Annotated in this window: 13 protein-coding genes and 1 pseudogene; 4 read left to right on the top strand and 10 right to left on the bottom strand. The window is 72.7% G+C overall.

The window, feature by feature from the left end:
* Window positions 1-17: 17 nt before the first annotated feature.
* The gene (locus tag D1J60_RS00385) at window positions 18-644 is read left to right on the top strand and encodes a hypothetical protein (RefSeq protein ID WP_241253075.1); all 627 of its coding nucleotides are present in this window, start codon (window positions 18-20) and stop codon (window positions 642-644) included.
* Window positions 641-1,081, top strand: coding sequence for a hypothetical protein (locus tag D1J60_RS00380; RefSeq protein WP_241253074.1), 441 nt, complete (start codon window positions 641-643; stop codon window positions 1,079-1,081). Before D1J60_RS00385 ends, D1J60_RS00380 begins: the two co-directional genes overlap by 4 nt.
* A 68-nt stretch (window positions 1,082-1,149) precedes the next feature.
* Here D1J60_RS00380 and D1J60_RS00375 read toward each other — a convergent pair whose 3' ends face one another.
* The gene (locus D1J60_RS00375; protein ID WP_125819635.1) at window positions 1,150-1,626 is read right to left on the bottom strand and encodes a DUF5709 domain-containing protein; all 477 of its coding nucleotides are present in this window, start codon (window positions 1,624-1,626) and stop codon (window positions 1,150-1,152) included.
* 455 nt (window positions 1,627-2,081) lie between these two features.
* Between D1J60_RS00375 and D1J60_RS00370 the strand changes: the two genes are divergently transcribed.
* On the top strand, window positions 2,082-2,600 hold the full coding sequence (locus D1J60_RS00370; RefSeq protein WP_206436456.1) for a cupin domain-containing protein: 519 nt from the start codon (window positions 2,082-2,084) through the stop codon (window positions 2,598-2,600).
* Between the two features lie 709 nt (window positions 2,601-3,309).
* Here the strand turns inward: D1J60_RS00370 and D1J60_RS00365 are convergent.
* From D1J60_RS00365 to D1J60_RS00345, 5 genes are all read right to left on the bottom strand, one after another.
* The gene (locus tag D1J60_RS00365) at window positions 3,310-3,714 is read right to left on the bottom strand and encodes a VOC family protein (RefSeq protein WP_125819634.1); all 405 of its coding nucleotides are present in this window, start codon (window positions 3,712-3,714) and stop codon (window positions 3,310-3,312) included.
* A gap of 58 nt (window positions 3,715-3,772) precedes the next feature.
* Complete coding sequence (locus D1J60_RS00360) at window positions 3,773-4,111, bottom strand: hypothetical protein (RefSeq protein ID WP_125819633.1); 339 nt, start codon at window positions 4,109-4,111, stop codon at window positions 3,773-3,775.
* 536 nt (window positions 4,112-4,647) lie between these two features.
* Window positions 4,648-5,916, bottom strand: coding sequence for an MFS transporter (locus D1J60_RS00355; protein WP_206436455.1), 1,269 nt, complete (start codon window positions 5,914-5,916; stop codon window positions 4,648-4,650).
* A gap of 56 nt (window positions 5,917-5,972) precedes the next feature.
* On the bottom strand, window positions 5,973-7,979 hold the full coding sequence (locus D1J60_RS00350; RefSeq protein ID WP_241253073.1) for a PEP/pyruvate-binding domain-containing protein: 2,007 nt from the start codon (window positions 7,977-7,979) through the stop codon (window positions 5,973-5,975).
* A complete protein-coding gene (locus D1J60_RS00345; protein WP_125819632.1) occupies window positions 7,976-9,370 on the bottom strand; it encodes an ATP-grasp domain-containing protein in 1,395 nt (464 codons plus the stop codon). Before D1J60_RS00345 ends, D1J60_RS00350 begins: the two co-directional genes overlap by 4 nt.
* A 367-nt stretch (window positions 9,371-9,737) precedes the next feature.
* Here D1J60_RS00345 and D1J60_RS00340 point away from each other — a divergent pair, with 367 nt between their 5' ends.
* On the top strand, window positions 9,738-10,160 hold the full coding sequence (locus tag D1J60_RS00340) for an ester cyclase (protein ID WP_125819631.1): 423 nt from the start codon (window positions 9,738-9,740) through the stop codon (window positions 10,158-10,160).
* 163 nt (window positions 10,161-10,323) lie between these two features.
* Here D1J60_RS00340 and D1J60_RS00335 read toward each other — a convergent pair.
* The 4 genes and pseudogenes from D1J60_RS00335 to D1J60_RS00315 all read right to left on the bottom strand — a co-directional run.
* Window positions 10,324-11,079: pseudogene (locus D1J60_RS00335) on the bottom strand (collagenase); the annotation flags it as partial.
* A gap of 298 nt (window positions 11,080-11,377) precedes the next feature.
* Window positions 11,378-11,677 carry a hypothetical protein gene (locus D1J60_RS37815; protein ID WP_241253516.1) on the bottom strand — a complete coding sequence of 100 codons (300 nt, stop codon included), beginning with the start codon at window positions 11,675-11,677 and terminating at the stop codon, window positions 11,378-11,380.
* Between the two features lie 371 nt (window positions 11,678-12,048).
* The gene (locus D1J60_RS00320; protein ID WP_125819630.1) at window positions 12,049-12,915 is read right to left on the bottom strand and encodes an ABC transporter permease; all 867 of its coding nucleotides are present in this window, start codon (window positions 12,913-12,915) and stop codon (window positions 12,049-12,051) included.
* Window positions 12,912-14,033, bottom strand: a complete 1,122-nt coding sequence (locus D1J60_RS00315; protein WP_125819629.1) for an ATP-binding cassette domain-containing protein — start codon at window positions 14,031-14,033, stop codon at window positions 12,912-12,914. Before D1J60_RS00315 ends, D1J60_RS00320 begins: the two co-directional genes overlap by 4 nt.
* Between the last annotated feature and the right edge of the window lie 136 nt (window positions 14,034-14,169).

Below are 14,169 nucleotides of genomic sequence, written 5' to 3'. Positions count from 1 at the left end.
GAGTTATGCGATTTACCGTGCGCGGGACCGTCGGTCCCGTCTTTGCCCTGGCCCTCCTCGGCGGCCTGGCGGCCCCGGCCCAGGCGGCCGAGGACGACCCGACGTCGCAGCCGCCGGCGGTGGAGGCCGTGGAGGCCGCCGCCCCGGAAGACGATTCGCTGGCGCAGTTGCCGGAGACGTCCACCAACTCGGAGTCGGGCGCGCAGCGGTGCGACAACCCGCGCCGCACCTGGTTCGAGATCCCTTCGAAGACCGGGATCCACATGCCCGCCAAGTTCGGCGGGACGTCCTTCAAGGACGGCCCGGGCGGCACCATGGTGGTCAGGGTGGAGAGGTCGGGGAAGGTCCTGCGTGAAGTCAGCGTGGGCGGAGAGGTCGAGGTCAGCGGCATCGTCGCGAAGGCCAAGGTCTCGATCAACGCGAAGATCGGCACGGAGGCCGGGGTCACCGTCGGGCACGAGTTCCGCAGGAACGTGACCAGCGGCAAGTACGGCCACCTGCAGTACGGCTCCTGGGGCTACTCCGTGAAGTGGGCCAAGTACGAGACCAGCGCCGACGGGTGCGGCAAGAAGCTCCTCAAGAGCGGCACCGCGAAGCTGCCCACCTCCGAGGTCGGCTGGAACTACTGGGAGACGAGCTCTTGAGAGCCGGGCGCGGGCCACTGACCGCGGTCGTGGCCCTCGCCTGCTGGTCCTTCCTCGCAGGCGGCTGTGCCGGCCCGACCCCGTCGGGATCGGCAAGCGAGGAGGCCCAGGGCGTCCGAGCCCAGGGCCTGCTGGAGACGGTCGCTCCCGATGCCCCGGACTTCGTGGAATCCGGCCTGGAGAGGGTAGCCGACGGGGTGCACGCCCGCTCCGCACTCGCCAAGGGCAGGACCTACAAGGTCTCCGTGGCCTGCGTTGGAACCGGAACGGTCGAGCTGACGCTCGGGGACAAAGCCCCACCTCACTCCGTCCCGTGTGACGGAGTGAGGGCGAGCCTGCCCGTCCAGGATCCCCCGGACGTCCTGCCGGTCGACATCACGGCGGCAGCCGGAGCCACGGGAATGGTCGCCTGGCAGATCACCGCCGTCTCTTCCTGACACGCCTGCCCCACGGTTCCTGCCCGCCCCCAGACCAGCGGCGGGCAGGAACCATCCGGCGTAAGGAGTCAGGTGGCCGCAGCCGGGCCCTCGCCCTCGATGACGTGCATGGCCGCTTCCTCGGCGCTCGCCGCGCCTCCGTCGATGCCCTCGTCCCGGGCGATCAGCTCCTTGGTGGTGTCGCTACGGACGCCCTCGTCCGGCGCGCTGAGACGCCCGGCGCGTTCGCCACCCACCTCGTCATCGATCAGCTCCCCCTCTCCACCCGGCAGGTCCCCCAGGCCGTCGCCACCGAGCTCGGCCACGTCCGGTACCTCCTGGGACAGCCTTTGGTCCAGGGATTCTCCGGCCTGCTGCTCCTCGGCTGTCGTGCCGTACTTGTCGACGCCCAACGGCTTCTCCGGAGGGGAGTAACCCTCGTCCAGCATGTCGTCGTAGGTGCGCTCGTCCACCGCGTTCTGGAGGTCCAGGGGCGCCGCGTCCTCTTGTTCCTCGTTGGTGCCCGTGGGCTGGTAGGCGTCGTCCGCCATCTGCTTCTCACTCATCAGCGCTCCTTTCCCTTGCTGCCAGGACGCGGCCGGTGGGTACGGCGATCCAGCCGTGACACCACGGCGTCGATGTCCTGCTCCGTCGGCGTGCCGGACGACCATGTCGCGGCCGGCTCACGGCCGGAGACGATCTCACCCCCTGAGGCGGCTGCCCGCAGCACGGCTGCCGAAACCGTCGCGGTTCGGCGCTCCTGGGCCCGGCGCACGATCAGGAGCCTGAGCGGTAACGCTGCGAGTTCGTCCGGTGACCCCCACCGCACCGGACCGGTCACAGCGATGATCGTGGCGGCCGTCAGCACCGCAGTGACCTGCGCGGAAGCTCCTACAGCCCGTACAGCCCGTACAGCCCGTACAGCCCGGCCGGCGGGCCCGGTGGCCGCCCTGCGGTCCGAGGAGGAGACTTTTGAGGAGAATGCCGGCACATCTCCACATCGGGTGGAGGAGTGATCACCATGACAGAGCCGCTGGGCCCGCCACTGACCATCGTCCACCCCGGCGAGGGAAACGAGGCCGATCTCGGCCCGATCGGGGTCGCTTTCAAGCTCTGGGGAGCCGACACCAACGGCTCGGTCTCCGTCGTCGAGCACCCCTTCCCCATCGGGGCGTTGGTGCCGCCGCACCTGCACACCCGGGAGGACGAGTACTCGATCGTCACCGAGGGCGAGATCGGCTTCCGGTCCGGAGACCGCGAGGTCGTCCTGGGCGCCGGCGGTTACATCACCAAGCCGCGCGGGGAACTGCACGCGATGTGGAACGCCGGTCCTGTCCCGGCCCGGATGATCGAGATCATCAGTCCGGCCGGCTTCGAGCACTTCTTCCGCGAGCTGGCCGAGATGCTCGCCGACGGCCCTCCGCCGACCGAGAACGCGATACCCGCGCTCGCCGCCAAGTACGGGCTCCAGTTCGGGCAACCCGACTGGCTGCCCGACGTCATCGCCCGGTACGCCCTGACCCCGCCGTCCACCCCCTGAGGGCCAGCCGGTGCCCATCCCGTACCCGAGCAGCCGCTCCGGGGCGGCGTGGGCCGTCGGCCGGCCTGGGCTCCGATCCAGACCCGGGTGCGCTTCGTCCGTCGGCGGGACGCACCCCTCGGCGCGTCCACGGCGGCTTCCCGGGCGCTGGTACGACCGTCCAGCACCCACACCCACGGCGTTGCCGGGGCCGCCGCCATGCCGGTGGGCTTGCGGTGGCTGGGCACCTGGTCCAGGGCGACGCCGGGTTGGGGCGCAGCTGCGCGGAAGTGACTCCGCCCGAGCTCGCTGGGATGCCGCGCACAGGGGCTCGCGCCGGCTCAGTAGCGCGTGGTGGCCCGGCGGCACCGGACGAACGGCCCGGTAGAGACGGGCGTGGGCCTTGCGGATTGCGGGGTCGATGGGGCAGCTCATCGGTGGGTGCACAGGCGCGCGCCGACTGATCGAGAAGCTGGCGCCGCAGTACGGTCGTGCCGGCCGCGGCGGGGCTTGGGCGAGTTCGGCGTAGGCCTGCTGCCACGCCTTTCGGAGTCGGGTCCTCGGGGCACAGACCCCCGGCGATGGTCGCGCTCGAAGCGGAGCTTGGCCTCGCCGAAGATGCGCGCCACCGGACCGCTAGGCACCAACAACGGGGAACACGGGCGCTGACTCATCGCCGGAAGGGGACCGCATTCCACCCGGTCCGACGCCGCACGTCGCTCAAGCGGCGTCATCCCTGGCGAGCCACCGCTTCGAGGACGAACCCGTGGCCGGCCGGGTCGGCGTAGCGGCGCAGGGTGGTCCGGCTGCCGGACGCGGCGCCGTCGTCCTCCGCGGCCACCGGGCGGGCGCCGAGGGACACGGCCTCGCGTTCGGCCTCGTCGAGGGCCTCCGGGGCGACCAGGATGCTCAGGTGCGCCTGGTGCGAGCCTTCCGGGAGCGGCCAGCTGGGCGGCGCGTGGTGGGGATCGCGGCGCACGCCGAGGACGACGCCCTCGGAGCCGGTGACGAGGATGAGGTCCCCGTCCCCCGGAGCCGGGCCTACCGTGGCGCCGAGCAGGTCGGCGTAGAAGTGTGCGAGCAACTCGGGCTCGGCGCTGTCGAGGACGAGCACGGTCGTCTTGGGTACGGTCATGTACCCCGTGTGCCCTCTGTCGGCTTACGTACGCGAGGAGTTGACGGCCGACAGACCGTCACAGCATGCCTCCCGGGCCGGTCGGCAGTGACGCCGCTGACACGGTCCGCCGGGCGCCGACGGGCCTCGTGAGGGGGGCTGGGTGGGTCTGCGCGAGCCGGTCGCGGTGCGCCTTACGACGTGCGGCGTGCACGCTGCGCCGCGCCAGGCACAGCTCGCCCGCCGCGACGTGGCAGGTCGGGCACGCCTCGCCGAACGCGCCCTGCCGGAAGCGGCGGTGCGTCTCGTAGACGGCGTCCAGCATCGCGTCGAGCGCCGAGTGCGGGACGGCGGCGGACTTGCGGGCGGCCGTACGCGCGGACCGGCGAGGGGCGGCCAGGGCCGCGGCGGTGCTCATGGCAGGAGATCTCCTCGGGCGACGGGTACGCGGGCCGCGCGGGCCCTCGCACTCCCTGGGCGGAAGGGTCAGTGGTCCTCCCCTTCCCGCGTAGGCGCAGCTCAGACACCGTCCCGGCGCGATGTTCCCGAAGCGGCGCCGCCGGGCGGCCTCGGTCATGGGCCGCGGCCGGTCACCCGCCTTCCGCCCCGCCCGCACCACCGCGCCCGCAGGACGGGCCGCTGTGCTCCCACGGCGCGGTTGACCAGAACCCCTCGACCCCGGCGTCCCCCTGGACGCGCTCACGTTGGAGGCAAGCATCTCCCGGATCTCCCGCCCCGCCCGCACCGGCGGGGCGGCGCCCACCGGCGCCTGGCGCACCCCGCCCGAGGACGACTTCACCCTGACCACCACCGCCGGGAGCGAGGCCCTCACCTGCCGGTGGCCCCTCCGTCCGCCCGGGACAGGGCGCGTTATCACCGTCCGGTACGACCACGCACCGGGCCCCGCCCCACAGCCGGCGACAGCCACGCGGCGACGGCCACCACGGCAACCGGTCAGCGGCTCCCGGTCACCGGAACGGCCCCCCGGCCCCGACGCAGCCGCCGCAGGACGACGCCCACGACGAGCAGCAGCAGACACGTGCCCGCCGCCGCGTGCACGAGGAGCGCGTCGAGGCGGTCCGCCGCCAGGTAGGCGCCGACGGCCAGCGCCACCAGCGCGCACACGCCGCGGTCGACGATGGACTCCACCGACAGCAGCGTCGCCCGGTAGGGGGTCGGCGGGATGGCCCCGTTGATCAGGTTGCGCTGTACCGGGTACGCGAGGCCCGCCGCGGCGGCGAACACGCACAGCCACAGGACCGTGCCCGGGCCCCCGGCCAGCGTGGTGGCCGCGAGCGTGAGGGCCATGACCACACTGAGGACGGTTACAGCCGTGGTGTCGGAGAGCCTGTTGCGCAGCCAGCCGGTCCGCGCCGATCCGACGGCCTCCGCGACCGTCATCGCCGACAGGACCGCACCGTGGTCGGCGACGGGGAGGTCCTTCTCGAGGAGCAGCGGCTGGAAGAGGTTGACCTGGCAGATGCGGGCGAGCGTGAACACGGCCACCCCCTGCACCATCAACGGCCCGAGGGACCGCGACGTGGCGAGCACCCTCGCCGCCTGGCGGGCCGAACCGAGGAGCCCGGCGCGCTCCGCCGGCGGGTGGGCGCCCCGGCCGGGCGCACCGATCGCCGGGAGGGCCGCGGCGCACACCAGCGAACCGAGCGCGCACAGGGCGGTCAGCACGTACGGGGCCTCGTGCCGGACGTGCATCAGGACGCCGACCAGCGGCCAGCAGGCGATCTTCGCCCAGAGGCCGAGGGCCCGGGCCGTGCCCTCGGCCTGTACGTAGTGCTCGTCCGCGCCGTGCTCGTGCAGGTACTCGTACAGGTAGGCGCTGGAGGCCCCGGACACCAGGGAGCGGGCGGCGGCGATGGCCAGGAAGTGCGCCATGAAGCCCGCGAAGGACGGCGAGGCGACCGGCAGGAGGTTCGCGGCCGTCATCACGGCCGCCCCGAGCTGCATGCAGCGGCGCTGTCCGATGCGGTCGGCGATGAAGCCGGTGGGTATCTCCAGCAGGCAGAACGCCACGTAGTAGACGCTCTGGATGCCGAAGATCTGGCTGTCCGTGAGGCCTGCCTGCCTCTGGTACTGGTAGAAGACGGGCATCCACCACAGCAGGTTGAACAACAGCTGGAAACCGTTGTTCAGCCGGATGACGCGGAGCACCGCGGCGGGCGGACGGACGCGGCGCATCCCGCGCGTGCGCAGGGCGAGGGGCATGGATGACCTTCGGCTTACCTTGGGGTGGGCCGGTACGCGGATACGTAGGGACGGGGTCAGGCGCTGTACGGGCGCAGCTGGAGGATGTGCAGGGAGCCGTCCGGTGCGAGCAGCCATTCGATGTCGAGCGGCCCTGCGAAGGTGTAGTCCGTGGCGAAGTGGGACTGGAGCAGCCGGCCGGCCAGCGCCAGCCGGCCCAGGTGCTCGCGGGTCTCCTGCGGCAGGTCCTCGGTGGCCGTGCCCAGCGAGACCGTGCGGCCGCCGCCCTCGACCGTGTTGTACAGGTACTGCAGGGGCAGCGTCCGGCCGTCGACGACATCGGCCGTGGAGCCGTGCGCGCAGTTGAGGTACACGTTGCGGAAGTCGGCCCGGTTGGTCGGGTTGCAGGTGACCATGACGCCTCCGATCGGGGACGGCTCGTAGCGCTGGACGATCACCCCCATGTACGTGTCGTCCAGCGAGAGGCCGGCCTGGTGGCGCAGCCGCACGCTGCGCGGCGAGAGCAGCGAGGCCCACACCCCGCGGACGGCGTCCAGCAGCCCCGGCAGGTCGGTGACCTTGGTGTGGGACTCGTAGACCCCGGCCGCGGAGAAGCCCGGCAGGTCCTCGGCGTTGGAGGAGGACCGCACGGCGAAGCGGCCCGTACCCGCCAGGTGCTCGACCAGCTGCGTGTCCAGGGCGCGCACCAGGTCCTCGGGCACCGGGAGGGTGCGCACCAGGTGCTGCAGTTGCAGGCAGACCGAGTCCGCGACGTCCAGGGCGTCCAGCTCCAGGGCCATCTTCAGCTTGCCGATGCTCTGCTGCACGGCCGGTGAGGAGTCCAGGAAGCGCTGCTGCACGGAGAAGGGCACGGCGATGCCCGCGGGGGCCTGGACGTGCCGGGTGAGGAACTCGCCCGCGTGCTCGGCGAGATCGCCGTCGGCCTCCCCGGGCCTTCCCAGCCGGGCGGCCAGGTGGCCGAGGAGGTCGGCCCGGGGCGGCCGGGGCACGGAGTAGTAGCCGGTGAGCCGGGCCGATCCGTGGCGCAGCACGTGGTGCAGTTCCCCGAGGTTGGCCGCCTTGGTGCCGTAGCGGTTGCGGTCGCCGGCCCGCAGCGCGGACAGCGGCACCAGCGGTACGTCCGTGACCTGCGGGGTGTCCAGGCGGACCCGCTGGGTGTGCCAGGTCGGTTCGGCGAGGTCCGGGGGCTCGTCGACGCGCTCGATGGTGAAGGCGTCGGCGGTGACCTCGTAGCGGACCCAGGCACCGTCCAGCTTCTCGTCGGCGATCGTGTCGAGCACCCCGCGGACGATGGCGTTGGGGATGCCCCAGCCGGCCGCCAGCATGTTGGTGTGCGACAGCGGAGTGGTGGGCCGGGCGTTGACCAGGCCGGCGACCCGGGGGATGTCGTCGGGGACCACCGGCATGGCGACGATGTCGTACCAGGTCAGGTCCGCGCGGGACGCCAGGTACTCCTCGCCGGAGGCGAAGGCCCGGAGCCGGCCGGTGGCCGAGGCGAGCGTCAAGGGCACGAAGGGCGCGGTCGCCAGGAGCGCGTGGCCGCGGGCCCGGGGCACCACGGTCTCCGGCACCGCCGCCAGGGCGTTCTCCTGCCCGTGGTTGGCCGGCTTCACCAGCAGCTCCAGCGCGGGATCGAGGTGGGCCCGTACGAAGGCGTGGAACTCGACCAGCAGCTCCGCGCCCATCGTGTCGGCCTCGGTGGTCTCCAGGACCATGAAGGGCTCGTCCCGCTCCGGGCCGCCCCGGGAGTGCAGCGACAGGACGCCGAGCAGGAAGCGCCGCCGGGGGTCCTGGTAGACCTCGTGGTTGAAGCGGTCGAGGTCGGCGTCGAGCTGGTCGAGGGTCAGCCCCAGGATCTCGGTGGCTGTGTAGTTGACGTGGAAGGAGTGCACGGCGCTGTCGAGGACGTGCCAGCGCTCCTGCTCGCGGTCCACGACGACCTTCACGTACGGGTGCCCGCCCAGTACCCCGGCCAGCTGCTCGAACAGCGGGAGCGTGAGCAGGGCGTCCACGGCGGCGCCCCGCGGGGCCGGCGCGTCGGTGGCGGCTGCGGCGTCGGTCATGCGGGGCTCCCGGGCGTCGAACGGCCGGCGGAGGGGGAGGGAGGCCGGGTGGTGAGGGCGTCGGGCAGGGCTGCCACGATGCGGCCGCAGTCGGCCAGCAGCCGCGGCGCGGACTCGGCGGTGATGAAGCACAGCGCGGCCATGGAGTTGGCGCCGCCGGCCTCCTCGTACGGCGGGACCGGGCTGCCCGGCGCGAGGCTGTGCTCGCGCACCAGCTCCACGCGGGAGCCCGGTGCGATGAGGGCGGGCCAGTCGACCGCCTCGAAGCCCCAGGCCGGCAGGGTGGTCCAGGGCCGGCCTCCGGCGTCGACGGCGAGGACGACGAGGGACCCGGCGGCGCCCTCGCCCTCGGTCAGCATCCGGTCCGGGTAGTCGACGTCCCGGCCGAGCAGCTCGCGTACCAGCATGCCGATCATGTCGAGCCCGAAGACCGCCTCCACCTGCCGGGTGGTCATCACCCCGCCGAAGCGGGCGGCGGTCTCGATCAGCCACATGGCCCCGTCCGCGCCCAGTTTGACTTCGGTGTGGGTGGCGCAGGTGTCGAGCCCGAGCGCGTCGACGGCGGCGCGCGACACCTCCTCGACGCGGCGCTGCAACGCCTGCGGGAGGGCGGCCGGAGCCAGGCTCGCCCGCTCGGTGAAGGGGGCGACGGTCGGCATCCGCCCGGTGATGCACAGTGGGTGGTAGCGGCCGCCGGCGACGATCCCCTCCACGCTGACGTAGTCGCCCCACCCGTCCCCGTCGAACCAGTCGCGGGCCCTGCCCGTCACGATCTCCTCCAGCAGGAAGTCGCTGACGCCCGCGTCCGCCGCGTGCAGTTCGGCGTATCCCCGCGCGGAGGAGGCCTCCATGACGGAACGCCCGGTCTTCCAGGCGGCCTCGGCCTCCTGCTCGTTCCACACGGTGAGGTGGCCGGTGGAACCCGCGCTCCACGCCGCCTTCAGCAGGAGCGGCGGCCGCAGGGTCTCGAAGGCGGCCGTGATGTCATCCGGGGAGTGGACCTCCGTGAACCCCGGCACGGGGACTCCGGCATCCCGCCAGATCCGGCGCATCAGGCGCTTGTCCCGCGCCCCCGCCACCCGTTCGCCGGCGCCGCGCAGACCGAGCCGCAGGCTCGCGTGGGCGACGGCCACCACCGCGTACTCCGACAGGGTCAGCACCGCCCCGGCGCCGACGCGGCGGGCGTGGGAACAGATCAGATCGACCAGTTCCACCCCCTCGCCCGGCGGGACGGTGGTGACCGACGCGCACCCCGGCAGCCACGCCGACTCGGTGGTCCGGGGTAACGGCGCGAGGGCCAGGACATGCACCTCGGCGTGGGCGGCCATGCGCGGGACCGCGTACTCCAGGGGAGGGCCGCCCTTGGCATGGACGAAGAGGATCGGGGTCATGGTTCTCCCGGGTCGAGGAAGACGCCGTGTGGTGCGACGGCGTCGTCGGCGGACGATCCGTACGCGGTGTCACCTCCTACGGGCCAGGGGGCATCCCGACCGCGACGGATACGGCGGACGCACAGGCGTACGCCTACTCGGTGAGGCGTCCGCCAAACCGCCGCAGGCGCCAAGTGGGTCCTGGGCGAGGGTGTTTCGGCCATCCGCGAGCCGTCCCCGCCGCACCGGGCACCGGACGCCGCCGCGTGCTCTGCCCGGGCGACGTCCGCCCCGTTCCGGCGCGCCGGGAGCCCGGCCGGGGGAGGGGTGGGTGACGATGCGCGCAACCCCGCGGGCGGTGCGCCCGGCACACGCAGAGAGGCCCCCCGTGTCACCTGAGGAGAACAAGAAGCTGGTCCGCCGGTTCTACCGCGAGATCGACGCGGGGAACCTCGACGCCATGGACGACCTGGTGGCCGAGGACTACCTCGACCACTCGCCTCCGCCGTTCCCCGGGCTCGCACAGGGGCGCGAGGGCCTGAAGCAGGCGTTCCGGCTCTTCTGGGAGGCCACCCCCGGAACGCACGACATCGAGGACCAGATCGCGGAGGGCGACAAGGTCGTGACCCGGCTGACGGCCCACGGGGTGCACCGGGGCGACCTCCCGGGCATCCCCGCCACCGGCGCGCCGCTGACCATGACCGGCACCGTGATCCACCGCATCGAGAACGGCAGGCTCGCGGAGAAGTGGTCGGACAAGGATGTCCTGGGGTTCCTCCAACAGCTGGGCGTCGTCCCCGACCTGCACTAGGCCGTTGCGCAGTGCGAAAGTGGGCACCTCCGGGGCCGGGAGGCACCCGAGGGAACCGCGGGTTGGCCCAGGTCGATCATCACGCCCCCCTCGTACGCCTGGCGAAAGCGGCATCCGTCCTCTGGGGAGCGCCCTCGCCGTGCATGATGGGTCAGGCGGCCGTCGCCACGGACGTCAGCCAGGCGTTCCAGTCGCTTTCGTGGTCCAGCGAGGTGAGGAAGGAACGGGCGGCGGTCCAGTTCCCGTTGCGGTAGTGGCCGAGTACGGTCGCGACGTCGGCGGGGTGCTTCTCGACCATGTAGCGGGCGGCGAGGTAGCCCCAGTTGTAGGTGCGGTTGACGTCGCTGTTGGCGTAGGTGGTGTCGAACAGCGTGCGCAGGGAGTACGTGTGCTTGCCGGCCTCGGCCAGGGCGTTGGAGTAGGTGACGTCCCGGTAGGAGTAGGAGACGTACTCCGCGATGCCCTCGCCCCACCACACGGTGGGGGTGGACTGGCTGGCGTCGAAGTCCCCGTGCAGGTCGAAGCGGCCGTCGAGGTAGTGGGTGTACTCGTGGTTGAGGTTCCAGATCTGCCAGCCGGGGGTCACGTCCGTGCGCTCGTAGCAGATGAACCGCGGCTGGTTGCCCGTCCGCGAGGGGTCCCCCTCGAGGTACATGCCGCCGTTGTCGGTGTCGATGCCGTAGATCCGCCCCGCGTAGGCCTTGTAGTCGGCGCTCGAGTTGAACACGTCGACTTCCAGGGTGGTGTTGTGGTCGTCGGCGACCGGCCCGGAGTCCTTCACCACGCTGTGGAAGTAGGCGTCCTGGTTCGCCAGGCTGGCGCAGGTCGCCGTCAGCTGGGCGGCGGTCATCTCCTGGGCGCGTATGCGCAGTGAGGGGCTGCAGTTGTGGACGATCGGCAGGATGCGCGATTCCAGTTTGCCGCCGGTCGTTCCGGTCGCACCGTAGGCACCTTCCGCGATGCCGTGGGCCGGCCGCTGGCCAGGGTCCGAGAACGGGTGGTCCGGCGTGGGGCCGGCCTGGGAGGCCTGGGCGGGGGAGGCCGCGATGGCGGCTGTGAACAGGGCGGTGATGACGGCCATGGCGCGCACAGTTCACTCCTGGGGACGGGAGTTGAGTCCCGTACTCGACGGGCTGCGCTGTAAAATGGCACATGTGACATGCCCTTTTCAATACTCTTGACCGGCCACATCGCTCGGCCTCGTTCGCGATGTCGGCTCAGACTCGTACGGCAGATCGCTGGCACGCGGTCCTGGCCGAAGGACGCGCACTGGGTAGTCGATCGCTGAGCCGGCTGTCACCGGGCCGGGATGAGGAGCACCACGCGATGTCCGAGCCGACGGCCGGACCTTCGGGGGCGTCGGTACGCCGGCCGGCCGCGCCCGGTACGGGCCCGTTGGCGGTGATGGGGGAGGTACGGGTGATCGACCGGTTGTCGGCCATCACGACGACCACGCCCTCGTCGCAGCCGTGGCGTTCGCCGGTGAACCGGCTGCCGAGGGCGACGACCCGGGCGATGCCCTGGTCGATGTCGTCGACCAGGACGTCGAGGTGCAGGCGCGGAGTTCTTCGGCGACCGCTATGTCAACCTCTGCGACTCCAGCGTGGGCCACGACGCCTGCCGGCCGCCGAGGACAAGTGGGTCGAGGGCATGTGCGGCGACGCCGGACGATCCGCATCGCGCTCCTGGAACTCACCTGACGACTGATCCCGCGCGGCGACGCACGGCCGGCCCGGCTTGAGCATCAAGCCGGGCCTTCTCCTCATGGTTCGCGGCGTGCGCCGCTCGGGCCGGCGCCGACCGGTGTGGTCGGTACCGATGCCGAGGACCCCTACGGCACGGCCGCGGTCCCGCACCCGGCCGGATTCGCGGTCTCGGCGTCGGGGGGTCATTCGGGGCGGGCGAAGCGGTGGGCGGCCCAGAGGAGCGCGAGGACGCCGATCGCCAGGAGGCCCGCCGATTCGAGGGCGAGCGGGGGATGGTGGCCGAACCATTCGATGCCCGTCGCGGCCGCCCGGTGCGGTTCGCGGATCGCGATGGCGCGGCGCAGCAGGTCGACGCCGTAGGCGAGCGGGTTGGCCGCGGCCAGTGCCTGGGCCCAGCCGGGCAGGTTCTGCAGCGGGAAGAAGCCGCCGGAGAGGAACAGCAGCGGCATCATCACCAGGCCGAGCAGCATGTGGAACATCTCGGGCCGGGCCAGGCTCACGGCCAGGGCCAGGGACAGGGCGGTGATGGTGAAGGAGGCCAGCACCATGCCGGCCAGCAGCAGCGCCAGCAGGAGCGGATCGTAGGGGAGGCCCACTGCCCCGGCGAGGGCGAGCAGTACGGCGCCCTGGGCCGTGGCGACGGCCGTGCCGCCGGCGCACAGGCCGAACAGGAGGGTGGAGCGGTGTACGGGTGCCATCAGCAGTTCGCGCAGGTAGCCGCTCTGCCGGTCGGTGATCAGCCGGACGCCGACAATCATTGCCGGGCCCTGCACCGTCATCATGAGCATGCCGGGGAACAGGTAGGTCTGGTAGCCGACGCCGAGGGCCGCCTCGGGGATCAGTGCGGCCATGCCGCCCCCGAGGATGAAGAGGTAGAGCACCGGCTGGATCAGCATCAGCGCGGTGTGGACGCGCTGGGAGGCCAGACGCAGCAGATCGCGGCGGACGAGGGCGTGGACGGCCCGCAGTTCGCGGCGCAGGCTTTCGAGTGGTAGGGGCTCCGGAGCATCGGCGGGGGCTCGCGGAGCCCGTGCGGCGGACGCGGTCATCGGGCCTCCTTGCCGGCCGCCGCGGTGCCGGCCGCCGTGGAGCCGGCCCCCGTGGCGGCGTCCGTTCCGGGGCGTGCGCCGTGGATGCTGCGGCCGGTGTGGTGGAAGAAGACGTCGTCGAGCGTCGGCGGGGTCGCGGAGGCGGCGTGGACGGGGAGGCCGTGGGCCGCCAGGGCGGCGCACAGGCGCGGGATCCAGGAGCCGCCGTCGGGCAGGCGCAGGGCGATCCCCTCGGGGCCGAGGGTCGTGGCGGTGTCGGGCGGCACGGCCTCGCGTACGACCGCGCGCGCCGCCGGGTCGTCACCGGTGCGCAGCACCACCCGGTCGTCGCCGATCGCGGCCTTCAGGGCGGAGGGTGTCCCCTGGGCCACGAGCCGGCCGCCGTCGATGACGGCGAGGCGGTCGCAGTCCTCCGCCTCGCCCAGGTAGTGGGTGGTGACGAAGAGCGTGGTGCCCTCACGGTCGCACAGGGCGTGCAGGTGTTCCCAGACCTGGGCCCGGGCGTGCGGGTCGAGTCCCGTGGTCGGCTCGTCGAGGAACAGGATCCGCGGCTCGTGCAGCAGGCCGCGGGCGAGTTCGAGGCGTCGTCGCATGCCGCCGGACAGGGTGCGGACGGAGGAACGGCGCCGGTCGGCCAGACCGACGGCCTCCAGGGTCTCGGTGGCGCGGCGGCGGGCGCGGCGGCGGGTCATTCCGTAGAGCCGGGCGTGGATGTGGAGGTTCTGTTCGGCCGTCAGGTCCATGTCCAGGGCGCTGTGCTGGAAGAGCATGCCGACGTTCCGCCGTACCCGGTCAGGCTGGGTGAGTACGTCGGCGCCGGCCACGGTGGCGGTGCCGGCGGTGGGTCTGGCCAGGGCGCAGAGCAGGGCGATGGTGGTGGACTTCCCCGCGCCGTTGGGGCCGAGGAAGGCGAACGCCTCGCCCTGGCGTACGTCGAGGTCGAGGCCGCGCACGGCGTGCGTGGTGGTGCCGTCCGGGCCCGGGTAGCTCTTGACCAGTCCGCGCGTGCTGATGGCGTACGCCGTCCCGGGCCCGGGACGCGCCGCGTCGGGTTCTCCGGGCGCGGCGGCCGGGAGGACGGCCCGGGGCGGGGCGTCGTCACGGACGTGTGGCTGCATGGGCGGTCCTCGTCTGCGGTGCGTGCGCGGCGGACCAGGTCGTCTCCTGCGGATCCTGCCGGGCTGCGCGGGCCGGGCAGGATCCGGAGGGGACGGCCTGGGTGGGGTGGCGGGGAGCCGGGCCCGGGCCCGGCTC

This window comes from Streptomyces sp. W1SF4, assembly GCF_003950035.1.
Lineage (GTDB): Bacteria > Actinomycetota > Actinomycetes > Streptomycetales > Streptomycetaceae > Streptomyces > Streptomyces racemochromogenes.
Note: the sequence above shows the minus strand (reverse complement) of the source record. Positions and strands in the feature narration are given on the sequence as shown.

What these genes read in the sequence shown, in the direction of transcription:
- D1J60_RS00315 (WP_125819629.1), bottom strand. Translation starts at nt 14,033, where the DNA reads ATGCAGCCACACGTCCGTGACGACGCCCCGCCCCGGGCCGTCCTCCCG.
- D1J60_RS00350 (WP_241253073.1), bottom strand. Translation starts at nt 7,979, where the DNA reads ATGACCGACGCCGCAGCCGCCACCGACGCGCCGGCCCCGCGGGGCGCC.
- D1J60_RS00370 (WP_206436456.1), top strand. Translation starts at nt 2,082, where the DNA reads ATGACAGAGCCGCTGGGCCCGCCACTGACCATCGTCCACCCCGGCGAG.
- D1J60_RS00345 (WP_125819632.1), bottom strand. Translation starts at nt 9,370, where the DNA reads ATGACCCCGATCCTCTTCGTCCATGCCAAGGGCGGCCCTCCCCTGGAG.
- D1J60_RS00375 (WP_125819635.1), bottom strand. Translation starts at nt 1,626, where the DNA reads ATGAGTGAGAAGCAGATGGCGGACGACGCCTACCAGCCCACGGGCACC.
- D1J60_RS00320 (WP_125819630.1), bottom strand. Translation starts at nt 12,915, where the DNA reads ATGACCGCGTCCGCCGCACGGGCTCCGCGAGCCCCCGCCGATGCTCCG.
- D1J60_RS00360 (WP_125819633.1), bottom strand. Translation starts at nt 4,111, where the DNA reads ATGAGCACCGCCGCGGCCCTGGCCGCCCCTCGCCGGTCCGCGCGTACG.
- D1J60_RS00355 (WP_206436455.1), bottom strand. Translation starts at nt 5,916, where the DNA reads ATGCCCCTCGCCCTGCGCACGCGCGGGATGCGCCGCGTCCGTCCGCCC.
- D1J60_RS00365 (WP_125819634.1), bottom strand. Translation starts at nt 3,714, where the DNA reads ATGACCGTACCCAAGACGACCGTGCTCGTCCTCGACAGCGCCGAGCCC.